This window comes from SAR324 cluster bacterium, assembly GCA_015232315.1.
GTDB lineage: Bacteria > SAR324 > SAR324 > SAR324 > NAC60-12 > JADFZZ01.
In genome coordinates this window covers 1-23,692 of sequence record JADFZZ010000020.1, presented here as the reverse complement: position 1 = coordinate 23,692, position 23,692 = coordinate 1, and the positions used below count along the sequence as shown (strand labels likewise).

General features: G+C 46.2%; 22 protein-coding genes and 2 tRNA genes. 9 read left to right on the top strand and 15 right to left on the bottom strand.

The genetic code is table 11. From position 1 onward, the window contains the following. Window positions 1–51: 51 nt before the first annotated feature. Entirely contained in the window at window positions 52–1,119 is a 1,068-nt protein-coding gene (obgE, locus tag HQM11_13455) for a GTPase ObgE (GenBank protein ID MBF0352032.1), read from the bottom strand. 18 nt (window positions 1,120–1,137) lie between these two features. After that, entirely contained in the window at window positions 1,138–2,265 is a 1,128-nt protein-coding gene (locus tag HQM11_13450) for a hypothetical protein (protein MBF0352031.1), read from the bottom strand. 151 nt (window positions 2,266–2,416) lie between these two features. On the opposite strand from HQM11_13450, the gene apaG reads away from it, so the two are divergent. Then, window positions 2,417–2,800 carry a Co2+/Mg2+ efflux protein ApaG gene (gene apaG, locus HQM11_13445; protein MBF0352030.1) on the top strand — a complete coding sequence of 128 codons (384 nt, stop codon included), beginning with the start codon at window positions 2,417–2,419 and terminating at the stop codon, window positions 2,798–2,800. Here apaG and thpR read toward each other — a convergent pair. Genes thpR through HQM11_13430 form a run of 3 tightly spaced genes read right to left on the bottom strand, consistent with a single transcriptional unit; the run spans window position 2,769 to window position 5,445 of the window. Next, window positions 2,769–3,347 (bottom strand): RNA 2',3'-cyclic phosphodiesterase, encoded by a 579-nt coding sequence (gene thpR, locus HQM11_13440; GenBank protein MBF0352029.1) that lies wholly within the window; start codon window positions 3,345–3,347, stop codon window positions 2,769–2,771. The genes apaG and thpR overlap by 32 nt on opposite strands. A 24-nt stretch (window positions 3,348–3,371) precedes the next feature. Then, the gene (locus tag HQM11_13435; GenBank protein MBF0352028.1) at window positions 3,372–4,589 is read right to left on the bottom strand and encodes a hypothetical protein; all 1,218 of its coding nucleotides are present in this window, start codon (window positions 4,587–4,589) and stop codon (window positions 3,372–3,374) included. A 16-nt stretch (window positions 4,590–4,605) separates the two neighbouring features. Then, window positions 4,606–5,445: a hypothetical protein gene (locus HQM11_13430; protein MBF0352027.1), complete on the bottom strand. Its 840-nt coding sequence runs from the start codon at window positions 5,443–5,445 to the stop codon at window positions 4,606–4,608. Window positions 5,446–5,572: 127 nt separating this feature from the next. Between HQM11_13430 and HQM11_13425 the strand changes: the two genes are divergently transcribed. From HQM11_13425 to amrS, 5 genes are all read left to right on the top strand, one after another. Beyond that, window positions 5,573–5,648: transfer RNA gene (locus HQM11_13425), tRNA-His, on the top strand. A gap of 72 nt (window positions 5,649–5,720) precedes the next feature. After that, window positions 5,721–5,797, top strand: a tRNA-Arg gene (locus tag HQM11_13420). 717 nt (window positions 5,798–6,514) lie between these two features. Next, entirely contained in the window at window positions 6,515–7,843 is a 1,329-nt protein-coding gene (locus tag HQM11_13415) for an ammonium transporter (protein ID MBF0352026.1), read from the top strand. Between the two features lie 292 nt (window positions 7,844–8,135). Continuing rightward, a complete protein-coding gene (gene amrA, locus HQM11_13410; GenBank protein MBF0352025.1) occupies window positions 8,136–8,696 on the top strand; it encodes an AmmeMemoRadiSam system protein A in 561 nt (186 codons plus the stop codon). 8 nt (window positions 8,697–8,704) lie between these two features. After that, window positions 8,705–9,775, top strand: coding sequence for an AmmeMemoRadiSam system radical SAM enzyme (gene amrS, locus HQM11_13405; protein MBF0352024.1), 1,071 nt, complete (start codon window positions 8,705–8,707; stop codon window positions 9,773–9,775). 10 nt (window positions 9,776–9,785) lie between these two features. On the opposite strand, the gene HQM11_13400 is transcribed toward amrS, so the two are convergent. From HQM11_13400 to HQM11_13360, 9 genes are all read right to left on the bottom strand, one after another. After that, window positions 9,786–11,297, bottom strand: a complete 1,512-nt coding sequence (locus HQM11_13400; GenBank protein ID MBF0352023.1) for a RimK family protein — start codon at window positions 11,295–11,297, stop codon at window positions 9,786–9,788. A gap of 113 nt (window positions 11,298–11,410) precedes the next feature. Continuing rightward, a complete protein-coding gene (locus tag HQM11_13395) occupies window positions 11,411–11,812 on the bottom strand; it encodes a hypothetical protein (protein MBF0352022.1) in 402 nt (133 codons plus the stop codon). A gap of 202 nt (window positions 11,813–12,014) precedes the next feature. Then, complete coding sequence (gene uvrC, locus HQM11_13390; protein MBF0352021.1) at window positions 12,015–13,898, bottom strand: excinuclease ABC subunit UvrC; 1,884 nt, start codon at window positions 13,896–13,898, stop codon at window positions 12,015–12,017. Between the two features lie 20 nt (window positions 13,899–13,918). Further along, on the bottom strand, window positions 13,919–14,680 hold the full coding sequence (locus HQM11_13385) for a thioredoxin domain-containing protein (GenBank protein ID MBF0352020.1): 762 nt from the start codon (window positions 14,678–14,680) through the stop codon (window positions 13,919–13,921). Window positions 14,681–14,970: 290 nt separating this feature from the next. After that, window positions 14,971–16,389, bottom strand: a complete 1,419-nt coding sequence (locus tag HQM11_13380) for a hypothetical protein (GenBank protein ID MBF0352019.1) — start codon at window positions 16,387–16,389, stop codon at window positions 14,971–14,973. A 309-nt stretch (window positions 16,390–16,698) separates the two neighbouring features. Further along, the gene (locus HQM11_13375; protein MBF0352018.1) at window positions 16,699–17,574 is read right to left on the bottom strand and encodes an NAD(P)-dependent oxidoreductase; all 876 of its coding nucleotides are present in this window, start codon (window positions 17,572–17,574) and stop codon (window positions 16,699–16,701) included. After that, window positions 17,559–18,359 (bottom strand): EcsC family protein, encoded by an 801-nt coding sequence (locus HQM11_13370; GenBank protein ID MBF0352017.1) that lies wholly within the window; start codon window positions 18,357–18,359, stop codon window positions 17,559–17,561. The genes HQM11_13375 and HQM11_13370 overlap by 16 nt, the downstream gene beginning before the upstream one ends. Before the next feature lie 10 nt (window positions 18,360–18,369). Next, a complete protein-coding gene (locus tag HQM11_13365; GenBank protein MBF0352016.1) occupies window positions 18,370–18,717 on the bottom strand; it encodes an STAS domain-containing protein in 348 nt (115 codons plus the stop codon). Beyond that, window positions 18,714–19,142, bottom strand: a complete 429-nt coding sequence (locus tag HQM11_13360) for a hypothetical protein (GenBank protein ID MBF0352015.1) — start codon at window positions 19,140–19,142, stop codon at window positions 18,714–18,716. The genes HQM11_13365 and HQM11_13360 overlap by 4 nt, the downstream gene beginning before the upstream one ends. Window positions 19,143–19,413: 271 nt before the next feature. Here HQM11_13360 and HQM11_13355 point away from each other — a divergent pair, with 271 nt between their 5' ends. Then, entirely contained in the window at window positions 19,414–19,740 is a 327-nt protein-coding gene (locus HQM11_13355) for a hypothetical protein (protein ID MBF0352014.1), read from the top strand. A gap of 106 nt (window positions 19,741–19,846) precedes the next feature. Further along, a complete protein-coding gene (locus tag HQM11_13350; protein ID MBF0352013.1) occupies window positions 19,847–21,280 on the top strand; it encodes a serine/threonine-protein phosphatase in 1,434 nt (477 codons plus the stop codon). Window positions 21,281–21,370: 90 nt separating this feature from the next. Here the strand turns inward: HQM11_13350 and HQM11_13345 are convergent, their stop codons facing one another. Further along, window positions 21,371–21,739, bottom strand: a complete 369-nt coding sequence (locus HQM11_13345; protein MBF0352012.1) for an SPOR domain-containing protein — start codon at window positions 21,737–21,739, stop codon at window positions 21,371–21,373. 941 nt (window positions 21,740–22,680) lie between these two features. On the opposite strand from HQM11_13345, the gene HQM11_13340 reads away from it, so the two are divergent. Next, window positions 22,681–23,692, top strand: a 1,012-nt coding sequence (locus HQM11_13340) for a hypothetical protein (GenBank protein ID MBF0352011.1), incomplete at its 3' end; no start/stop codon positions are given.

The window sequence follows — 23,692 nt, the reverse complement described above, 5'->3', positions numbered from 1 at the left end:
CGTCTCTACAGACCTTAGAATCGAGATCAATTGTTTAAAAAACTTTTACAATTAATTCTGTTGAAGTTGCAGTGATTCCTGAGAAGTTTCCTCCGGGACTGTTTCAGCCAACCTTGCGGTTCGTCGTTCACGTACAACCTGAGCCAGAAAATGGATCAACTCAGGCAACCCATCGCGGGAAACTGAGGAAATCCGAAATACGGTTTCACCCTGTTGTTCCAATTTTTTTGTCAGGGTTCGCACTGAATCTTCATCAGCGATGGAATCCGTTTTTGTCAATGCGACGATGCGCCGTTTTTCCATGAGCGTTGGAGAAAACAAGGCCATCTCCTGTTTCAGAATTTCATATTCTTCAAACGGAGGATGTTCTGAAAAACCCGAAACATCAAGCATCAGCAGTAAAATAGCGGTCCGTTCGATATGCTTTAAAAACTGAATACCAAGTCCTGCGCCCAAATGCGCATTTTCAATGATACCCGGAATATCAGCCACAACAAAGCTGTCATAATTATCCAGTTGGACCACGCCCAGATTAGGAACAAGGGTGGTGAACGGATAATCCGCGATTTTGGGGTGAGCGTGTGAAATGGAACTGATGAGAGTCGATTTGCCCGCATTGGGAAACCCGACCAGTCCGACATCGGCCATGAGTTTGAGTTCCATACGAACCCACATTTCCTTCCCGTCTTCTCCCGGTTGGTGAAACCTCGGGGTGCGGTTGGTTGAAGTCTTGAATCGGGCGTTTCCGCGTCCTCCCCGTCCACCTTCAAGAAAGAGATATTCCTGTTCATCCAGGATCTCCAACAGAATTTCATTCGTTTCGATGTCTTTGATCACAGTTCCCAAGGGCACAGGTATCACAATATCTTGTCCGCTGCGACCGTGCATGTTTTGTCCACCACCGGGAATACCGTTTTCGGCATGCTGGTGTTGTTGAAAGGAAAGATCAAGCAACGTTGACTTACCGGTGTGACCTTTGAAAATAACGGCACCCCCATGGCCACCATCGCCACCGTTGGGACCACCTTTGGGAATATATTTTTCACGCCGGAATGCGGTGCATCCAGCGCCTCCATTGCCAGATTTGACATGGATTTTTACAGAATCTATAAATTTCATGGGGAATCAACTTTAAAGTCAGATTTCAAACAGACGGAGAAAAGCCGGAGGAAGATCTATTTGTAAATGATGGTTCAATTGAAGGACGAACAATTTCATCGCTTCTTTAAGGCAGTTAAAATACAGGGTTTGATTTCCGGAATCTTTGACGGTCAATTCGCGGTAAACCTGATTGGACTGACGCAGAATGATTTTTGCGTGAGGCATCACGACATCCCGGTTGCCCTCCAACGCACTCAGAATATCCTCATCTGAGAATCCGCACAACAAATAAGTGAAGGAATTTTCAAAGCGGAACACGAAAAATGGTGTTGTTTCCTGAAATGAACTCCGAATTGCCATGATAAACCTTAGAAAACTTTCCCTGTTTTCCTCTGTTTTCCAGAATTGAATGGACTGTGTGTTCAGAACATCATGGGACACAGAGTTGAAATACCGGAAAAACTGCTGATCCTTATATCGCATCACTTCATGATTTGCCACCAATTGTTTTTTCTGCTGGATCAAGGCTTTCATCATCCCCGAAAGTTCATCGTCATTCAAGGGATTAAAATCTGCGTTGCAATGTTGTTTTTTCTGAGTATCAACCCATTCCTCCACAAATTGCTGCTTCATTTTCAGATATGAAGCAAATGAAACAGACCGCCCCAATTGCAGCAAGGTCTTTCGAAGAACACGAGCATCAGCGTCCTGATCGAGTTCCTGAAGTACCGCTTCAAGTTCTGAAAGTTCCGCTGTCACAGGATACGCTTGTCGTAGTTGCCCGATATTGAGCAGTGTTCTTTGAATTTTCAGGGAACTGCGCCGGCAGAAGCTGTCGTCATCACACACCAGGGCCGGATAATCCTGAAACACTTCATAAGCCATTTGACTGTGGTTGGGACCTTCCAGAATATTCATCTTCTGAAGATCTTGCTGAACTCCCCTGTACAACCGATTGACCAGGTTGGCCTGAAGAATTCGCAGAGCAGTGGAAACATTGCTGTTTTCCGGTTTGAATTGTTTCAGGGATTTGAATTCTCTAGCCTGAAGTTGAGCCTGGGTTCTTAAATCCTGTGCAATATCAAGATGGATGCCAATTTCGCCCAGTTGGGATCTGCCGGGACGAATGGTCAATTTCAATTGTTCATCAGGAATGTTCAGCATTGCGTTTTACCATCAATATGAGAAGTAACATTGCTTGATACGTCTGTAGTCCATACAGAATTAATGTTAAGACAATCTTACAGCAAAACATATGCCTCTCATAAACACTGTATGAGAATCATTGACTTTTTTCATGATCACAGGATGTTTTATGGAAACCGCGATTACTCACAATATCAAAATATCTGTTGAATCGTTTTATCTGGACGATCGTTCGAACCCTGAAGACAATCTTTTTGTGTTTGCCTATCGAATCCGTATGAACAACCTCGGTTATCGACAGGTTCAACTGATCAGTCGGCACTGGATCATCACGGACAGCACTGGTGAAATCAGGGAAGTACGGGGTGATGGTGTTGTCGGTGAACAACCCCTGATCAATCCGGGCGAATCCTATGAATACATGAGCGGATCACAGCTTGAATCAGAATTTGGAACCATGCAGGGCACCTACAGGATGCGTTCTTCGGACGGAGTGATTTTTGATGTGGAAATCCCTTGTTTCACGCTGGCTGTTCCCGGGGTGCTGAACTGAGATCTGCCTGATCAGAGCGATAGGTTCTGAGTTTCTGATAAACAGATCCACGAGGAGTCCGCACGCTGGCAAACAACACAAATTCATTGACTGTGAAGGTGGAAGACTGAAACAGACTGTGGTACGTGAGAAATGATACCAGATGCTCCTCACGGGATGCTTTCAGACGGGCCAAAGTCACATGTGGAGAAAATTTTCTGGCTTCACGGGGAATGCCCTGACGAACCAACCGCTGGTCAATTTTCCGGGCCAGATGAGCCAGGGCGGAGTCATCCTCAACGCCAGCCCACAAACTTCGGGGTTCCCCCTTTGGTGGAAAGCAACCTGTTCCCTTCAGTTTCATCTCAAATGCGGTGAAACGAATCTCTGACAGTGATCCTGAAATGTCTTCCAGTTGCCCACCATCGACTTCACCAATAAACTTTAATGTCAAATGAATGTTTTCAGGAACAACCCAGGAGGCTCCCTGAATTCCATAGCCGGAAATTTCCTGAAGTTGTTGTCTGATTTCCGGCGGAAGGTCAAGAGCGACGAATAATCGATACATACTCAGTGATCAGTTCTTGCGTTCTCAAGAATCATGCGGTTTAAGGCATGAAGGACATACGCTGGGGGCGACCCATTGTCCCAGATGTGTTTTTAACTGTTGATGAACCGTCCACAAAATGGGAGATCCACATTGCTGGCAATCCACATGACAATCTGAATGGCTATTTACAAAATCACGGCAGGAATCACAATAGCGGTCATGGTGTGGGCCTGTTACAAAATTCCCATGTTCAAAGTGTCCCGTCTCAAATTGCTGGACTGCGGTCCAAACCCATTTTTTGCCACAGCCTTCTTCCTTGCATGTGAAGGACTGGTCTTTGAGGCCTTCACGAATTTTGATACAGGAATCACATAACAGGTCACGCTGGTTGGGTTTGAGATGTTTAATATAATCTTCAAACTGCAATTCCACAGAATAATCAATGTGATGGGAACAGCCATGTCTGGCACATTTGATATGGAGCGGTTTTAGTCTTTTCAAAAAACCAAAGCAGTGGTCACAATATCTCTCAGGTTCTTTCAGTTCAGGATTAATCTCTTGCTGACGTTGAAATTCAAGTTGGGCAAATGCGGCCCAATTCCACGTATTGGTGCATTCGGCGACCTTGCAGGGCATTTTTCGGGTGGAAAGGTTTTTTAAAAGATGAGAACAATCCGGACACATGCGTTTTTTCTCCTTGTGTCCTGTCAACTGAACTTCCAGTTGTGTCATTCGATCAACAGTGTATTCCCGGTTGCAATCCTTGACTTTGCAGGGATGTTTCTCAATGCTCAGATTCTTCAGAATTGAGAAACATTGATCACACAAGCGTGATTCCGGTTGGGCTGTCAGTGCTTTTCCACCCATTTGCAGGCGTGAAGAGGCATACCATTTCCAGGAGTTGTGACAGGCCTTCATTCTACAGGGAACTTCCAGATCGCCAACCGACTTCAATAACACTTTACAGGAATCACAAAAGAACTTTTCTTTCTCAATGGTTTTATGCTTCCGAATTAAAATCAGTTGCTGGTATGGCGCAATTTCCAAAAATTCTTCGCAATCCAGCGTGGAGCATTTCACCTTCTGTGTCTGAAGTTTGTCAAACTGGGCCTTGCATTCATCACACATTCGTTTGGGAACATTGAATTGTGGATTACTCCAGCTTTCAACCACTTTATGAGCATCGAGCAGCCAGGTTCGTTTGCATCCTGGAACTTTACAGGGAATCGCTTGAGGTTCTACCGAATCTATTAATGACATATTGTCCTCAGATAGATCACTTGATGATCGAAGAAGTCATGAAAGAGAGACACACTACGTGACTGACTACCATGACAGCTATGCTTGCCAGGATATCTTCCACGGCAAAAAATTCTACAGAGCTTTGAGTAAAGGGCAGGAACTCCCGCACCGTGGGACTGGTTCCCCAGCCAAGATAAATCACATAGATCAGCCCCAGGGCACTCACGGCCATAAGCCATGTTTCCCCCAGATTTTTGAGGCAGAACCATCCACGGATCTTCCACAGGGCTTCCCCGGATTTTTGCATCAAACGGATGTTTTGTTGATGGACCTGTAATTCAACGCCCAATACCCTCAATACTTGTGACAGGGCCAGACTATACATGGCACCAAACCAAACTACAAGTACCCACCATAGCAGATTCTGCCATTGCTGAAATTTTTTCCATAAGTCATGAGCTTGCGTGACATACCTAATTTGATGATATTCTTTCAGTTGTTTTTCGAGACGAAGTAATTCTGACGAATCCCTGGTGAAGGGGATGAATTCAAAAATGATTGCTGAATTCATGGATTTTTCAGATTCAGAGGCGGCTTCCACAGCAAGTTCATCCGAAAGCTGTGAATTCAGGTTATTCTGTCCCATGGCGAAAATTTGGCCAAAGCCCTTGGCTTTTAGCTCCAGAATAAACTGCCGGAGCCTGGTTTCTTCCACGGATGAATCCAATATAATGATAAATGTTCTATGCATTTTCTCAGCGATGTCAACCCATTGAGACAAATTCCATAACAGCAATCCGCCCAACCCCCAAAAAAAACACAGCAACAAGATCGAGAGCCTCAAACGACCCGGAAATAATTGCCACCAGACCATACATTCCTTCAATTTCCAAAATACAAAAGGAGGGATAAACCCATCAAAAACATCAAATTCAGATAATGTTCAATTTTTATATTGTAAATGATTTAATAAACCAATACATCTCTAACGATTTTTAATGGCGAGCGTAGCTCAGTTGGTAGAGCGCTGGATTGTGATTCCAGTGGCCGAGGGTTCGAGTCCCTTCGCTCGCCCCAGATCTTCCTTATTGACTTCCAATGGAAAGTAATATTTCCCTCCTCCACTCTCTGCTGGAAGTTCTTTTTTATGCGCCTGTAGCTCAGCTGGATAGAGTACTGGATTTCGATTCCAAGGGTCGGAGGTTCGAACCCTTCCAGGCGCGCCACATTCCTCAAAGCTTCCACAGATTCAGGCACTTTTCAAAAATAGCTTTTGCTCCAATTTTGCTCCACTAACTCAAAACAATTCACGATAAATACCGAACCTGTTTTTTGATGAAAATTCAGAGCCAAATAGACCATTTAATTTTTTTTTGATACTCTATGCCAAATAGACCATTTAAAGGGTGCATTCCAATAATGTGATTTTCTAATTATTCGACAAAAAATCACACAATATACAGGGATTTTAATAAATTTTATGCAGTATTTGACTGCAATTTCTGGTATTGGAGCTCAAATTTATCTACATGTCACACTATTGGAATGCACCCTGGGCTCAGGGCCAATACCCGTGAGTGAAATCAGGTTCGTAGTCCCGCCTTCAGGTTGAAAGCCCTGCGGAAAAGCCGACTGAAGGCGGAACTACGAACTTTTCTCCATGATTTAATGGAAAACCGAAATAAGCATATAACTCATTGTAATTAGATAGCTTATTAACTATCAGCCCAAATTCACTCACGGGTATTGCCCCAGAGGCAGGGAACCAGAAAAAAGGGTTAAAGATTTATGGTCGGGTACTTCTCCAGCCTACAGCACCTCCTCAATTCCGAATCTCAAAAAAAATCCTATTTACTACTGTCAGATTATTTTGAATGGTGGTATTCGGTCGGGTTTTCAGGTTCCCTGAGTTTCACCTAATACTTTTTGGCAATGGAGGAGGAATGAGCAAACGAGCAAAACAGTTGTATGTCGGCATTTCAATGATCTTGTTTCCACAAATTATTTTCGCCGCGGACCCCGTTGATAGCGGGACGACCGCATGGATGATGATTTCAACCGCCTTGGTGCTGTTCATGATTCCGGGCTTGGCCATGTTTTATGGCGGTCTTGTACGTACCAAAAATGTGCTGGGAACCATGATGCACAGTTTTGTTTCAATGGCCATTATCGGTGTGTTATGGGTGATTGTCGGATATTCCCTGACCTTCGGACATAATATTCTGGGTGGGATTTATGGCTGGAACAGTGATTTTTTCTTTCTCAAGGGCATTGACGATGTCATCACCAATGGTGTTCCGGAATATGTCATTGCCATGTTTCAGGGCAAGTTTGCCATCATCACACCGGCACTTATCAGTGGAGCCCTCGCCGAGCGTGTATATTTCCGCAGTTACTGCGCGTTTATTACTTTGTGGTTTCTGGTGGTTTACAGCCCTCTTTGCCATTGGGTCTGGGCGGCTGATGGCTGGTTGTTCAATGCTGGAGCATCCGGAGTGATTGATCTGGCTGGCGGTCTGGTGATTCACGTTTCCGCGGGAACCAGCGCCCTCGTGGTGGCAGTATATCTGGGTGCCAGAAAAGGCTATCCTAAAACAGCGATGCATCCCAACAACCTGGTCATGACCCTGATGGGAGCAGGATTTTTATGGGTTGGCTGGTATGGCTTCAATGCGGGATCTACCTTTCAAAGCGGACTTGCCACCGCACAGGCACTCACCATGACCCAGATATCCGCGGCCAGTGGCGCCTTGATGTGGATGCTGGTCGAAGCGATCCAATTCAGAAAGGTAACATCCCTGGGTTTTGTATCAGGTATTTTGGCCGGTCTTGTTGTGATCACACCCGCCGCGGGCGTCGTCCAACCTGGAGGCGCGCTTATTCTGGGTGCCCTCTCCAGCCTCGCCTGTTATTACGCACTTAAAATGAAAATCAAACTGGGTTATGACGACAGTCTGGATTGTTTTGGAATTCATGGTGTTGGCAGTGGACTGGGCGTGTTGATGCTGTCATTTTTTATCCGTGACAGTTGGATGGAACAGGCCGCCCAAAAAGCGGGTGCCGGTGGCTGGACTGTCTGGGATCAGTTTGGAATTCAGTTGCTTGGAATGGCAACCACCATTGCGCTGGCAAGTGTGGGAACGTATCTGATCTGTCTGGTGATTGATAAAACTATCGGCTTCAGGATTGATGAACAATCTGAGGTGATGGGACTCGACTATTCACTGCATAGCGAACGTGGTTATGGAATGGTCAATTCAGATCTGATTTGATCGGGGATTAGGGCTGTTCATTTCTCCTTATTTTGAACGTCAACCTGATGGTAGGCGGGGATTACATGCCCCACAAACGCCAAAAATCGTATTTTTGACGGGCACGTAGTTCCGTCCTACCGAGAAGTGAACAGCCCTGTTACAAACGGGACGTTCGTAACCAGAAAGTTTCCTATGTTATTTTTTGAACGTTCCTAAACTGACAACAGTGGGCTCAGGTCGAACACACAGGTTCGCTCCTACAATTTGTGGCCAAAAACAGGATCAATCCCTAAAATGTAAGAAGGTTTGAATGGAAACAATGTTATCATTATCGCACAAGCAACACCTGAAAATCCTTGCAGGAAAATCCATTGAAACCGGATTAAATTCAGGCAAACCAGCCACGGCAACGACGAAAGATCTTGAGGGGGCCTTGGGACAGCCCGGAGCATCCTTTGTCACGTTGATGAAACACAAACAACTCCGTGGTTGCATTGGTTCCTTGCAGGCCCACCAGCCGTTGGCCGCAGATGTCATGTCCAATGCTTATTCCGCGGCCTTTCGTGATTACAGGTTCTCTCCACTGACCGACAGAGAATTTCCTGAACTCGTTATTAAAATTTCTGTGTTGAGTCCGGAGACTCCTATTGTGTTTGTATCAGAAGAAGATCTGCTCCAACAGATCCGGCCTGGAATTGATGGACTGGTGCTCACCGAGGGACGGTATCGAGGAACATTTTTGCCCAGCGTATGGGAGCAACTCCCAGAGCCAGTACAGTTTCTGCGTCATTTAAAACAAAAGGCCGGTTTGTCGGCCCATTACTGGTCAAACACCCTTGAAATCACACGCTACACCACCGATGAATTTTAGGAGGCGCCATGAGTGCTCCAGGACGTTACTGGCAGGTTCTCGAGGATTCCCGAATCCAGTGTGATATATGTCCCCGGGAATGCAAACTGCACGAAGGTCAACGGGGACTTTGCTTTGTCAGACAATGCGTCAATCAACAGATCCTGCTCACAACCTATGGCCGATCCAGTGGATTTTGCATTGATCCGGTCGAAAAAAAGCCACTGAATCATTTTTTCCCGGGAACCTCGATCCTGTCTTTCGGCACAGCCGGATGCAATCTCACCTGCAAATTCTGCCAGAACTGGGGCATCAGCAAATCCCGTGAAACCGATATTCTGGCCGACAGGGCATCACCGTCACAAATTGCCCGCGCGGCCCATTCCAAAGGTTGCCGGAGTGTGGCCTATACCTATAACGATCCTGTCATATTTCTGGAATATGCGGTGGACATCGCACAGGCCTGTAGAGAACTGGGAATTTATTCAGTGGCCGTGACCGCAGGGTATATCAAACCCGAACCCCGCAATGAATTTTTTCGCTACATGGATGCCGCGAACGTTGATCTCAAGGGCTTCACCGAGTCGTTTTACCGTGAAATTTGCGGCGGTTCGCTTCAGCCTGTTCTGGAAACCCTGGAATACCTCAAACAGGAAACCCGGGTCTGGATGGAACTCACGACTCTGCTGATTCCCGGACACAACGATTCGGACAGGGAACTGCATGCCATGACACAATGGGTGGTGGAACATCTGGGACCTGAGGTGCCGATGCATTTTTCAGCCTTTCATCCGGACTGGAAAATGACCAATGTTTCACGAACGCCCGCAACAACCCTGACCAAGGCCAGAACTATTGCCCTCAGCAATGGTGTGCGATACGCCTATACCGGGAATGTGCATGACAAATCAGGCTCAAGCACCTTCTGTTATCATTGTGGCAAAATGCTGATTGGCAGAGACTGGTATGAATTGAGTGATTGGAATCTGGATCGTGGCGGCCATTGCGGATTTTGCGGCACCCTTTGTGCGGGATTGTTTGAGGAACAACCGGGAAACTGGGGCGCCCGCCGTCAACCAGTTGTTCTTCAGGGCTATTAAAAAATGTCTGTCATTGTGAAGCTTTTGGTTGTTCTTTAACGGCAGGGGTTGAATCAGACAAGACTTCCAGCCGTTTTCGCTCAATTCTCTGGGCAAAACTTCGCATGATCGTCAGATAAAGTTCATCTTTGAGAACCATATCCTCAATGCCGGCGTCAATACTGGGATTGTCGTTGACCTCAATCACATAATATTTTTTATCAACCTGTTTGACATCCACACCATACAAACCGTTTCCGATCAGATTGGCGGCTTTGACCGCGGTTGAAATCAGCAACGGGTTGACATCATCAATTTCAAACGTGTTCACTCGTCCCTGATCCTTGGTTTTGCCATCCTCATCACGCAACACAATCTGCCAGTGTTTTCGGGCCATATGGTATTTGCAGACATACAGGGGTTTCTGATCCAGAACGCCCACCCGCCAGTCAAAGGTGGTAGGCAGATATTCCTGGACAATCACCAGATCGGACGTTTCCATAAAATGCTCGGCTTCTTTTTCAAACTCTTCACGTGTCTGAACTTTGATCACACCATCAGAAAAAGAACCATCCGGACGTTTCAACACGCAGGGGAGTCCAATTTCCTGAAGACATTGTTCCAGGTTGTCATGATGCAGGATGAATGTTTTGGGAGCCTTGATTTTATGTCTGCGTAACATTTCCGCAAGAAACACCTTGTTGGTGCATTTCAGAATAGAATCGGGATCATCAATCACAACCAACCCGTCGGCCACAGCTTTTCGGGAAAATTGATAGGTGTGATGATGCACATTGGTTGTTTCCCTGATAAACAGCGCATCAAACTCCGGAAGTCGCTGGAAATCATCAACCGTGATCAATTCTGTTGAAAAGCCAACTGTTTCCGCGGCTTTCACGAAGCGCTTGATGGATTTTTCATTAGACGGAGCATGGGGATCATTGGGATTCAGCAGAATGGCCAGATCATACCGGGATTGTTCTCTTGGTTTGGAATAGGCACGTCGGCCATCAAAATATTCCCGGGTGAATTCATGGACATACTCCAGATGTTCCACAGGGATATCATTTGCTGAAATCGGACCGATGTATTCCATATACCACTTTTCATCCTGACGTATGAAATAGGCTCTGACAAACGGGGCCTGAAACAGACGGAACAATCTGGAGCATAAGACGTTATAGCGTTTTGCGGGATTTCGTCCGAAATAGATGCTGAGAGTGTAGGTGTCCGATTGCAAATGTCGGAAGACTTTCTGAATCAGTTCATTCAGATCATCAGCCGCTTCACTGATCAGTGTGGGAGATTTCAGGTCTTCAATGGTGGAAACGTTGGGAATGGGTTTATGTTTTCTGGCCTCAGCCAGCAGCGAGACATAATAACCCGTACGCTGATATTCGTAACTGCGGCACAGGTTATAAACCCTGGCCCGTATTTCCGTATAAGAGGGATCCATCAGATAGTCCCGTGCCGCAACCACCTTGATATCCGGGATATCCAGAACCCAGTCGTCAGGTTCATTAACAACAATCAATGTTTCCATGTATCACTTTCAAATAAAATGATGAAACCTGTGTTGAAAATCATTCCTGAACACGGCATAATCCGTGTCAGGAATGATCCAGCTTTATAGAGGAAAAGCAGGAAATTTAAATCTTACTGAACCTCAGTAGGTTCGTCTTCAGGACAATCGTCAGGGTTGGCGCATTCTTCGATGGGGGGCGGAGCATCCATGGGATCTTCCATCATTTCATCAGAGGGATAAAGGGTGTCTCCTTCAGAAGGCGACATTTCATCATTCATATCGCCTTCTTCCGTGCCATTGTCTTCAGGTAACGGTTGCTCATAGCCCTCTTCCTGAGACATCATTTTTTCTTCCTGAGCTGGTGCCATTTTTTCTTCAGGCATTGTGGCTTCAGTCGGTTTCATGACGGGCTGTTCCATGGTAACAGGTTCGTTGGCGGGTGGTTGTTCGGCTTTTTTACAGCCATACAACCCTGTTGCCAGCAACCCGATCACAATCACCCTGGTTATTTTTCCGAAAAGTTTTGATTTCATAATCCCTCTTTGTTGTGTTTGATATCCCGATATGTGAGTTCAATGCACTGAATAACTCAAGATTCAGATTTTGGAACACATCGCCTCACCTGAGACCCCCACTAACGTTAATATATATAAAGTACAAGATACTTTTTGTGGTTTTGGATTCAGTGAACTTTACAGCCGATCATAATCCCCTGAGCAATCATCCAATCCGTTTTCAACCGGACTCTTCAGGAGCCTGTGACAAGAAATCACGGATGCACTGAGCCAGTTCCGCTGAAACGCCCCGGACCTGTTGAAGGTCCTCGACAGAAGCGTCCCTGACTCGTTTGAGACTGCCAAAATGTTTCAGCAGTGATTTTTTTCGATGAGGTCCGATACCGGGAATTTCGTCCAGCAGGGAATGGAGGTTTTGTTTGCGTTTCAGCTCGCGTTGAAAGGTAATCGCGAACCGGTGTGATTCATCCCGGATGTTTTGCAAAAAAAACAGGACGGCCGAATGGCGATGGAGACGGATTTCATTTTTCTGATTGGGTTTGATGACATATTCAAAATCTTCCTGATTGGGACGCTGTACTTTTTTACGTCTGTCAGAACGTCCCTTGGCCAACCCGATGAGATCCACCTGATCCAGCGATATTCCCAGCTCCTTCAGCACTTCCACCGCGATATTCAATTGCCCGCGACCGCCATCAATCATAATCATATCAGGCAGAGGCATTTCACCGGAAACCGCACGCTGATAACGCCGACTGAGAACCTCTTTCATGCTGGCAAAATCATCCGGCCCCTGAACACTCTGAATCTTGTATTTACGGTACTGTTCCTTGAAGGGTTTATTGTCTTTCCAGCAAACCAGGGATGCCACCGTGTGATTGCCGCCCAGATGTGAGATATCAAAGGCTTCCACCATCTGAGGTTCTTTCCTGAGATGCAGGGCATATTTGACCTGCTCCAGAATTTTGCTCTGATCATAGATCCGTTGCCGTTTTTCCTGCAAATTGATTTTGGCATTGTTATAGGCCATGGAAACCAGTTCTTTTTTCTGACCTTTCTGCGGAACGAGAATGCTGATTTTTCGACCGGAAACATCACTCAGCGTCTGTTCAAGAACCTCCTGATCCGAATAATGGAACGGCAGAAAAACTTCGTGGGGAATGACAGGAGCATCACCGGTATAAATCCGGTTCAGAGCCTGGCCCAGAAGATTGTCATCAGACACGGATTCCGTGTGTTCCATGAAGAAAAAATCAGTGCCGATCAACCGGCCATTGCGCACAAACATGACTTGAACCCCGGCCGTGTCCGATTCACGGTAGAAATTAAACACATCCTGATCGTGTTTGTCCTGACTGATGATTTTCTGCCGTTCCCAGATGCGTTGAATCGCTCTGAGTTGATCGCGAATCTGGGCGGCTTTTTCAAATTTCAATTCCGCCGCGGCTTCCTGCATTTTGGTTTCGAGGCTCTGCGCCAGTTCCTGATCCTTTCCCTTGAAAAACAATCGGACCTGATTGACTGCCTCCTGATAGTCTTCCACCTTGACCTGTCCTGTGCATGGTGCCAGACAACGCTTCATCTGAAAATTCAGACAGGGGCGATATGTTTTGGTGCCATCAAGCTCCATCTTGCTGGTCCGCAACGGAAAATAGCGTTGGATCACCTCAACAATGTGGCGCGTATCACGGACCGACGTGTAAGGGCCGTAATATTCCGCGTTTTTATCCCGTTTCTCACGAACAAGAAACAGGCGCGGATACATTTCATTCACGGTCAGTTTGCAATAGGGATAGGATTTGTCATCCTTGAGTAAGATATTGTAGCGGGGTTGGTGGGTTTTGATCAGTTGTTCTTCAAGGATCAGGGCTTCGGCTTCAGTATCGGTGACAATGATCGACATATCATACGCCAGCCGGATCATGACCTGGATGCGCAGGGTATGTTTGGCGGAAGGATAAAAATAGGAACGAACCCGTTTTTTGAGAGACTTCGCCTTGCCGATATAAAGAATATCTCCCGACTGGTTTTTATACATGTAAATCCCTGGCGCCTCAGGGAGAAGCGCCAGTTTTTCATCCAGTGGAAGAGGTGTCTCAGACATGGCTATCACAGGCTGGAGGCTTATTTCAGCAACTCATCAAACACTGCCGGCAGAGATTCTACAAACGCTTCCATGCTTTGTTGAGGCTGCATTTTCAACGCGCCACTGATCACGATTGTCGGAGTGCTGTTGATGCCAAAGCCGGTGGCTCGCTGTTCTGCTTCCTTGATTTTTTCGGTCACCCAGTCCTGTTTGGCTTCTTTCTGATATTGCTCAGACAACCCGAGCGAACGGGCCATATAATTGACGACGCCGGGATCAAACACATCGACACCATGCTTGAATTTCACCTTTAAAATTTCAGCCTTCACTTTTTCCCCCTGCCCCAGAGATTGAGCGATGTAAAACAATCGAAGGGGCGCGTCGTTTTGTCCACGGAATAGAATGGGCCTAGTCACAAATTCAACACGATACGCATAATCCAGACGAATTTTTTCACTCATTTCATGAAAATGATTGCAATGGGGACAGCCGAAATTCATAAATTCCTCAACAACAACCTTGTCCAGGCTGTGTTTCGCCGGCGCTGTTCCAATCACTTCATACGGCGCTTTTTTTTCTGCACCCCAGGCAATTGTGCCAAGACCAAGAATGAGGGTGAAAATTATCAATCCAAGTTTAAGATTTTGTCGCATCTGCGTTTCTCCTGCTGTTTGGTTAACAAAAATTTCCAGTTCAATGGTCCGTGGAAACACACAATTGGTGCGTCTCCAATTTTCAGGTATCCCGTCAAAGATACCATTCCGGGATGATTGGTAGAGCCGGGTTACGTCCCGGCTCATTCCCCAATGTCATCAACTTAAGGCGTTCTTCGCTGGGGAATCCCCCTTTTCAAAGGGGGCATGGGGGATTTAAAGCTCAGAATTACATCCCCCTAACCCCCTTGAACCAAGGGGGAATTGAAACACAGCACCATTCAGAATGTTTAAGTTGACGACATTGGGCTCATTCCCGGGGACGTAACCCCGGGCTACCGTTAACTGTCTTCCTGAGACTTTGGTATTTTATTTTTTTGCAAGCATTTAACTCATGAAGCACGGCATATGCCATAAAACCATGGCTCAGGGCAAGGTTAATTCTGTGCGTTCCAGTGATCCAGTGCTTTTCCGGATTGAAGCACCGTTCTGGCATGAGCTGTCGCTGAGGCCGGAGAAGCTTCACAACCGCCAAGCCATGCGTACATCGCCGCATGATAGATCAGCAAATCACGTACCAGTCCGGAATCGCCTTTCAACGCGGCTATTCCGGCCTCAACCGTTTGTTCCAGTGTGATGTCTTTCAGGATTTCCTGATCCTCCCGGAAAACTCCGAATGTTTCAGGGGCCAAGGTTCCTTCCAGAGGTTGGGATTGCTGGGAATGTAACAGGGTGGTCCAATCCGCGTCCAGCATCAGCGGGGTCGGTGTCCCTTTTAATCCATGAGGAATCTTCACCTGATCCGAAAGCTGATATCCCACATAGGGTGTTTCTTTCTTAATCCAGCAATTGGTTGAACCCTCAATGCTTCTCAAATTAAAAAACATCCGCTGACGATTATGCAGGGCAAGGGCCTTGACCATCTCAATACGGTAATGCGGGTGCACATAACCGGTAATCTGAATGTTTCCCCCCTGATTACGCACAGGACTCAGCAATTTTTCAAAGGTTGCCAGAAAAGGCCGTTTGACCATGTCATGACGCATCGGGAGCAACGCATGGAGTTCAGGGAAAAACACAGACTGATCACAGTATCCCCAACCTGTTTGAGAATCACAAATACCGGCTTGAACCGACGCTAAATCTCTATACGGATTTTTACCGGCATGTTTCAATATCCGGGCGGTTGTGATGCCATGTTTGGGTGCCGCGGATTCCAGGCCATGCACCACACAGGGAATCCCCATGGCAGCAAGAACCGCCGCAAAAAAAGGTGTCAGATGATAACTGCGTTTAGTGCCGTCATAAGCATCACAAAGATCAATCAGCACAGGCAACTGAACATCCACAGAACGGGACTGGTTCCACATCTGCTGAAGAAACGCCACATTTTCTGCCAGGGTTTCACGCTTCAGCCGTTCGGCCTGTAAAAATGAGGCCTTGAGCCAGACAGGAATCTCCGGATGCCAGAGATAACTCACGGCAGAGGATGCCTGATCAAACGTCAGATTCTGTTTTTGAATAACGATGTTCGTCAATTCAGCAAAACTTCGTGACTCAGGCTCGACAATCTCAGGCTTGGTGAGTGATTGCAGTTCCCTCGTCAGATATTGCCGAGGATTCGCTTTCAACGGACGCAACAAAGCCTCTTCTTCATCATTGTTATCCAGCATGAGACAGGCTGTCCAGAAAGTCGCGGCAGTGACCACATTGGTTTCAGGCAGGCCCAACAAAGGGAGAACCTGTTCCAGAAGTTCCGGATCAAGATGTTTGCTCCCTGTGGGACCAATGCCTTTGTTTTTCAGGGCTTCACGTAATAACTGTGCGGGTGTTTCGTTGGTCATGGTAATAGCCATTGCAGAATTATAATGGGGCGACCCGCCGGTCGCCCCTACAAATGATTGTGGGTGGTCTCGGGTCTTTTCTCATAAACCACATCGTTGGGCGACCGGCGGGTCGCCTCTACAATTGATGTCGGATAATCCTGGTTCTGTTTTCATAAACCACATCGTTGGGCGACCGGCGGGTCGCCCCTACAAATGATTGTGGGTGATTTCGGTTCTGTTTTCATGACAAAAATCGTAGGGGCGACCGGCGGGTCGCCCTTTCCTGCGGAATACGTTCCCACCGCCCTTGCAAACACAAGGGCGACCGGCAGGTCGCCCCTACAATTGTTGATACAGAGCTTCGAGTTCGGTTTCAACAGATCCGGGATTAAAACCCAGTTTGTAAGCTTTGTTACTGATCATTTTCAAATCTCCGGGTCTGGGTGCTGGCATAACGACATCCTGAATACGACAGGGATTCAGGATGGCATCCGGAAACTGAAAGATCCGGGCCATTTTCTTCACAAATTCATACCGTGAAAGGTGCTCCTGTCCCCCTAGATGCAAAATGCCGTGCCATGATTTCAGGGCCAGCAAAATGCCTGAAACAGCATCGCGCGCACTGATGGGATTGCGATATTCATCCACAAACAAATCCAGGGGTTTTCCAGCTTTCAGGGCCTGCAGAAAAGGCTGGATAAAGCTGGACGCAAACGGTCCGGGGTTGCCAAACATCAGGGGCATGCGGCAAATAACCGCCTCTGGATAATGTGCCATCACTTTCTGTTCGGCCAACGCTTTCTGGGTGCCATAATAATTGATCGGATTCACCGTTGATGCTTCGTCATAGGGCGGATGATTTCCGTCAAACACCATATCTGAAGAGGTGAAGACAAGTGGAATTTTCTTGTGAGCACACAAATCAGCCAGACGGCCGGGCACCATGACATTGAGCGGATCTGTTTCATTCCGGTGAGTTTCACAGAAATTCGGCTGGGAATAGGCGGCGGTATGAATCACTGCATCGGGACGGATGTCTTCAAAAAAATGCTGTAGATCCCCGAGCTGTGCCAGATTGATGGGGACAGTAAAAATTCCATGCATCCTCATCGGATGTTGATGGCATGTGCCAATGATTTCAAATTGATGCTTCAGTTGCTGACACAGGTTCCATCCAAGGAATCCGCTGGCACCTGTAATCAAGAGGCGAGACATAAGTGTTGATAGGCGTTTTGTATGTGTTCCTGACCATATTTGCGTTCCAGGCGTTTGATAATAAAATGCCCTTTGGCCAGTGTCTGAAAATAATCCATGAAAATGGTATTGATCAATGCGCCACTGGCCGCACCCACAAGCGGGATGGCACTGGCCGCGACTTTTTCCGAAACCATCACCCCGAATTTTGCGCCAATCGCGGCCAACAGACGAACCACCACAGAACCGGCTTCATCCACCAACCCTCTGGTCGCGATATATTCAGCGGCTTCGCCAATAGCCTGTGCCAAGGCAGTGCGGGTGATGTAATAATTTGATTTATTGCCATCACTGGCTGTTCCCGCTCCAAGCGCAAACACTTCCAGACAGGAGAGTTTTGTTTCAGGCAGATGGATATTGGCTTTTTCACTGCGTGCAATATCAGCAATGGAGCGCAACATGATCACGGTGGATACTGGTAATTCCACAGGAAGTGAAAAAATTCCGAACGCGCCCCCGAACGCGCCACTGGATGCCGCCAGGGTTTTATGAAACAGATTGGACGGGTCATCTTTTGGGGTACCATCCAAACTGTGAATGGAAAATTCCAGGGCTTTTTTGAGAGCTTTTTCTGTGGCATTCTCCACAATTTCCTGCCAACTGTCAGGCAACATGCGAAAGCCTTTTTCAACTGGAGATCCCAGAACCCGATTCAAATGAGACGCAAGCCCCTGGCTTTCAAGCAGGGTTTGTGCTTCATTCAGTTTTATTCTATCTTCCAGAGTCATGTTCATTGTGTTCACCATGTTTCAGTATTCACTCCTCCAGGGCTTTTCGGGCATCAGCCTCAGTGGCATAGACTTTAATGTGACGGTCAAAACCTGTCAGACAAAACAATTCAAAAACATGTTTTTCCATCTGACACAGAACCATGCGAACTCCATGATTTTGAAGATCCTTGAACAATTTCACAATCACCGCGATTCCGGAGGAGTCAATAAAGTCAATTTTTTCAAAGTTGATGATCACGCTTTTGATGGCGTCATTCTGTTTGATTTCCAACAAGTACGGATGCATCCGCTCTGGTGAAGCAAGGTCCACATTGTCTTCCAGAAACAAGACACAGGCAGATTCAGTGGTTTGATGATATACGGGCATAGTCATTTATCTCGGATAACAGGTTTTTCAAACAGCGACAACTGCCTGATCATTGATTTGGAATGGGACGACTGTTTCTTTCTTAACGCTGGAGCGATGGCCTCGTCAAATAAATTTTGTTGCAAGCCTTTCCAGAGCAATTGTCTCATGACTTCTATATATTCATATTCCTTAAATAAACAGCCTTGGCAATAGTGTTTTGAAAAAACATGCTGTGCTTCATCCTCTATTTGTTTGTGACAGGCCGTACACAAGGCCAGCAGGTTGTCTTTTCGTCGATTGACAGAATTGAGATCAATGAAATGAATCACTAAATCCGCAGCCCGTTCCCGGCTCAACCTCAACCCGCAAGCCGCGCATTTCCAGCCAAACGCGGATTTAACCCGGAAAAACAGTTCTTTTTCACTCATTTCAGCGGTTTTCAACGGCATTTCAGTTTTACCCCAAAAGATCCAGACTCCGCTCAGGGCGGTTCACTTCTATGGTAGGACGGGATTACGTGCCCGTCAAACATACGATTTGTGGCGTTTGCGGGGCCTATAATTCCCGCCTACCATCCAGTTGACGCTCACAATAAGGAAAACTGAACAGCCCTGAGACTCAGTGAATAGTTGTTCTACAGCATCCTGCTGGTATGTTTTTTGAATGAAAAAGCAGGAAATTCATCCTTCAATAACTTTTTATGCTTGATCAGGAGGCACCATGAACACAAGTTTCCAGAAATCAAAACGGTCTTGGGCACAACAACCTGAATCAGACCTGACTTACGCTGAAGATGTGCTGAAAATTGTAAGTGAATCATGGCGACAACAGCAAGAAGATAATGTGCAACTGCTGGGATATTATCGAAAACAACTTAAAGGCAAATCAGACAAACAAATTCTTTCAGCGTTCCATGAACGTCTCCGCAGCGAATCCCGGAGAGCCGCCCGGGATGTCAGAAAAGCTTCAAACTTTTGTGACGCCTTTGATCTGGAATGGCAAAACCTTGACAGTGGCGACCCGTTTTTCATGGATTCCGGTCTGTAATATAATTCTCTGTTGACCTTCTGTAAAAGTTTTGATTTGTATTACCTTGATAATCCTTGAATTGATCCATTCGCCCACAACAATCAACACTACGGAAGGAAAAATAATGAGCACTGAAGACAATCATCTTTCAGAGGCCGACTCCATTAAGGAAGAATTGAGTTCTTTGCTGGAATGGATCAAAAAAATTGAAAATTTTTCACTGGCCCGACTCAAAACGGATACGATCTTCACCTCGCCCCACAGTGCGGTGAATGTTCTGGCACATGAACTCCATCTGCTCAGAATCAATTCCAAGAAAAAAGAAGAAAAACTGCTCTTCCTTTCTGATTTTTTTGAAAGCTTCAACTCGATCAAAGACAACCAGACCATTGTTAAAAATGTGTTCACACTGCTCAATCGCTATCTGGACAACAGTGACGCGACTCTCTATGCCAGACAAATTGACAAATATGTTCCTGTTGAGGAATCGTTCACAGATTTTCTGAATAAGCCCCTGGACGAGACCATTCTGCCTGTAATCTTTGATACACCTGAAAAAGAAGTCGGTATTTTCAACCATCTTGCCGCGGGAAACCCGGTTTATGAATTTTTTCATGAGGAAGATGCCCTGTTTCTGGATGGCGCTCACTTCATGTTTGTCCATCTGAAAGGCTTCGAATTCATCATGTGCTTCATTCGCATCGGTAGCGAAGAATTCCTTGATTTTGATGTGGAGTTTGTTCAGGGCATTACAGAAAAAATTCATACGCTGATCAATAATCTTGGTCAGATTCAGCGTGAAATCCGTATGGCCGCGGAACTTAAAACAGCCTCCGCGGTGCAGCAGGCCCTGTTTCCCAAACATCTTCCAGATTTTGAAAACCTCAAGTTTGCCAGTTTTTTTCAGTCAGCCTCCGAAACCGGGGGCGACTGGTATGGTTTCATGCAGATTCAAAACACACTCTACAGTCTCATCGGGGATGTCACAGGCCACGGAACTCCGGCCGCGCTGGTAACCGCCACAGCCAGTGCGACCTGTGCCATGATCCAGAAACTGTATCTGCTGGAACAAAAAAAATTATCCCCCGGAGAAATCCTGTCCCATCTCAACCACATTGTACGTGACACGGGTTCGTCCCAATATCTCATGACATTTTTTGTCGCGGCCATTGACATTCAGACGGGATACATGACGTTTTCCAACGCTGGCCATAATTTCCCGTTTGTCATTAAAAGCGGTGGACAGGTGAGCAAACTCCTCAACAGCAATCTTCGACTGGGTGACAAAATGGATTCTGAATTCACAGAATCCGCCCTGCAACTGCAAACAGGCGATATTATTTTTCTGTATACCGACGGGCTGATCGAAAATGAAAATAAGGAAGGCGAAATGTGGGGCGAACGACGTTTGCGAAACGTATTAGCCGAAAAAGGTGAGGAATCCTTGAAAGAGTTTGTGAATATAGTGGTCAAGGACGCCTATGAATTTTATGAGGGACAGCAAATGGCTGATGATACCACCATTGTGGCCATTCAATGGAAAACCCCGTCGCCGTAATTGACCGAAAACCGCATTTTTCCGCCAACAACCAGACAACGAAGTTTTCCTTTTCCCTTTTCCCTTTTCCCTTTTCCCTTTGTCCTTTGTTCATGGAGTTTCTACCACCCAGATATCCTGCAATCGTTTATCCTTCCGTGAGAGTTCTTTTTTAACCTGATTGGCGGCTTCCCGTGTGTCATAATTTTCCAGTCGGATCTTGAACTGGGCAATTTTCTGACGGACACGATGTTTTTCAAACACCAGTTCCCCTTTGAATTTCTGATTGATTCCTTTCAAAACGCGGTCAGCGGTCTGTTTATCCGAATAGGAACCCAGCGAAATCTGATAGTCCTTTCCCAAGGCTTTTCGATAAGCTTCACCGGGCAAATCAGATTCACGGTTGATTCGGGTCACCCAGTTTGTGGCCTGGAGTTCGGAAAAACGATTTTTTGCTCGTACCCTACTCCCGTGGGGCACGTTATCCACCAAGCGAAGCTCTGCTTCGCACCCACCTCCGGTGGGTCATAGTTTTTCCGAACTTTTCCGAACTTGAAAATTGAACATTTCACAAAATAAAATATACTTATTCCATTGTAGATGAAAACCTTTTTATAGATGGAATGATTATGTTGAGCCAAAATGCTAATAGAAATATTATTTTAATTTCAATAATATCCCTCACAGCGTCCTTTTTAATGGTTATTTCCTGTGGTGAAGATCCTGCCTCAACATTAAAAAGAGCTAAAAACGCCTCAAATAACGAATACACTCAAGAGCCTGAATACACTTCAGAAAGTGCATTGGAAGGCTTTTTCCATGATAGTCCAGCCGCAGGAATTGGATATTCTTCAAACAGTACGAGCGGGACCACCGACAACAACGGGAAGTTCACCTATGTTTCCGGTGAGCGCATACAATTCAAAGTAGGTGATATTTTATTGGGTGAAACACAGGGCGGGGCGGTATTAACACCTATCAATCTGGTTGAGAATGGGACAGCGGACACTCCAGCCGTAGCCAACATTTCCGCCTTTCTTCAAACGCTGGATAGTGATGGTGATCCAACAAATGGTATCAACATATCCAAAGAGGTAGTTCAAGCTATAGTCAGTAGCGGACAATCCATCAACTTCAATGTTGATTCTTCCGTTTTTTCCGAAAACGCCTCAGTTCAATCCGTTGTTGCCTCTGTTGCCAATGTGACAGCGGCAACAGGAGGTCGTCAAAATCTGGTACCGCCGGAACAGGCCATTGCGCATTTGAATAATACCATTGCAGCCATTCGTGACAAACTGGTTGGTTTCGATGTGAATAAAATCAGCGGAAACACCACTGAAGCAGGAGGAACAGCCATTTTCTCTGTGAAACTTAAAAGTCAGCCATTGAATGATGTGACCCTTGAAATAACCAGCTCCGATATGTCTGAAGGCACAGTCAATCCTTCGACACTTACCTTGACAGCAAACAACTTTAACGCTGAAAACCTCATCACAGTTACCGGAGTGGATGATCATATCAAGGATGGAAATGTTACCTACACTGTAATTATTTCTCCTGCATCCAGTTTAGACTTGCTTTACAATGGGCTTGATCCAGACGATGTGATTGTTGTGAATACCGATGATGAAACCGCCGGTGTGACAGTGGTCACTACCGATGCCACCACCACTGAAGCCGGAGACACTGGCACTTTCACCGTCAAACTGAATTCGCAACCCACCGCGGATGTCACCATTAATATTACAAGTGGCGATACCACGGAAGGCACGGTTTCACCTGCGACATTAACCTTCACCTCCGCCAACTATGCGGCACCTCAAACTGTCACAATTACAGGCGTGAATGACTATGTGGCGGATGGAAATATTGCCTATTCTGTCACCCTGTCCGCCAGCAGTTCTGATTCCAATTATCAAGGGATAGCCATTTCCTCGGTTTCATTGACCAACACGGATGACGATAAGATATCACAACAAGCCTATATTAAGGCTGTCAATAATGATTCTCCTGATCATTTTAGTGAATCAATTGCTATATCAGGAGATACTTTAGTTGTTGGTGCTCAGGGTGAAAGTAGCAATCAAACGACTATCACCAATGGTACTACCGCCAGTAGTGATAACAGTAATTCAGGATCAGGTGCTGTTTATGTGTATAAACGGACTGGAACCTCTTGGGTTCAGGAAGCTTATATCAAAGCCGTCAATAATGACGTTAGTGATCATTTTGGTAAATCAGTTGCTATATCCGGAGATACGTTAGTTGTTGGTGCTGACTATGAATCTAGCAATCAAACGACTATCTATAATTCCCCCCAAAATTTGGACAGTGTGTTAAGGTACCATCCCGACAATAACCCTGATTCAAATGGCAGGAGGTGGAAGATGACAACCCGAAAAACGCATAGTTCCAGTTTTAAAGCGAAAGTCG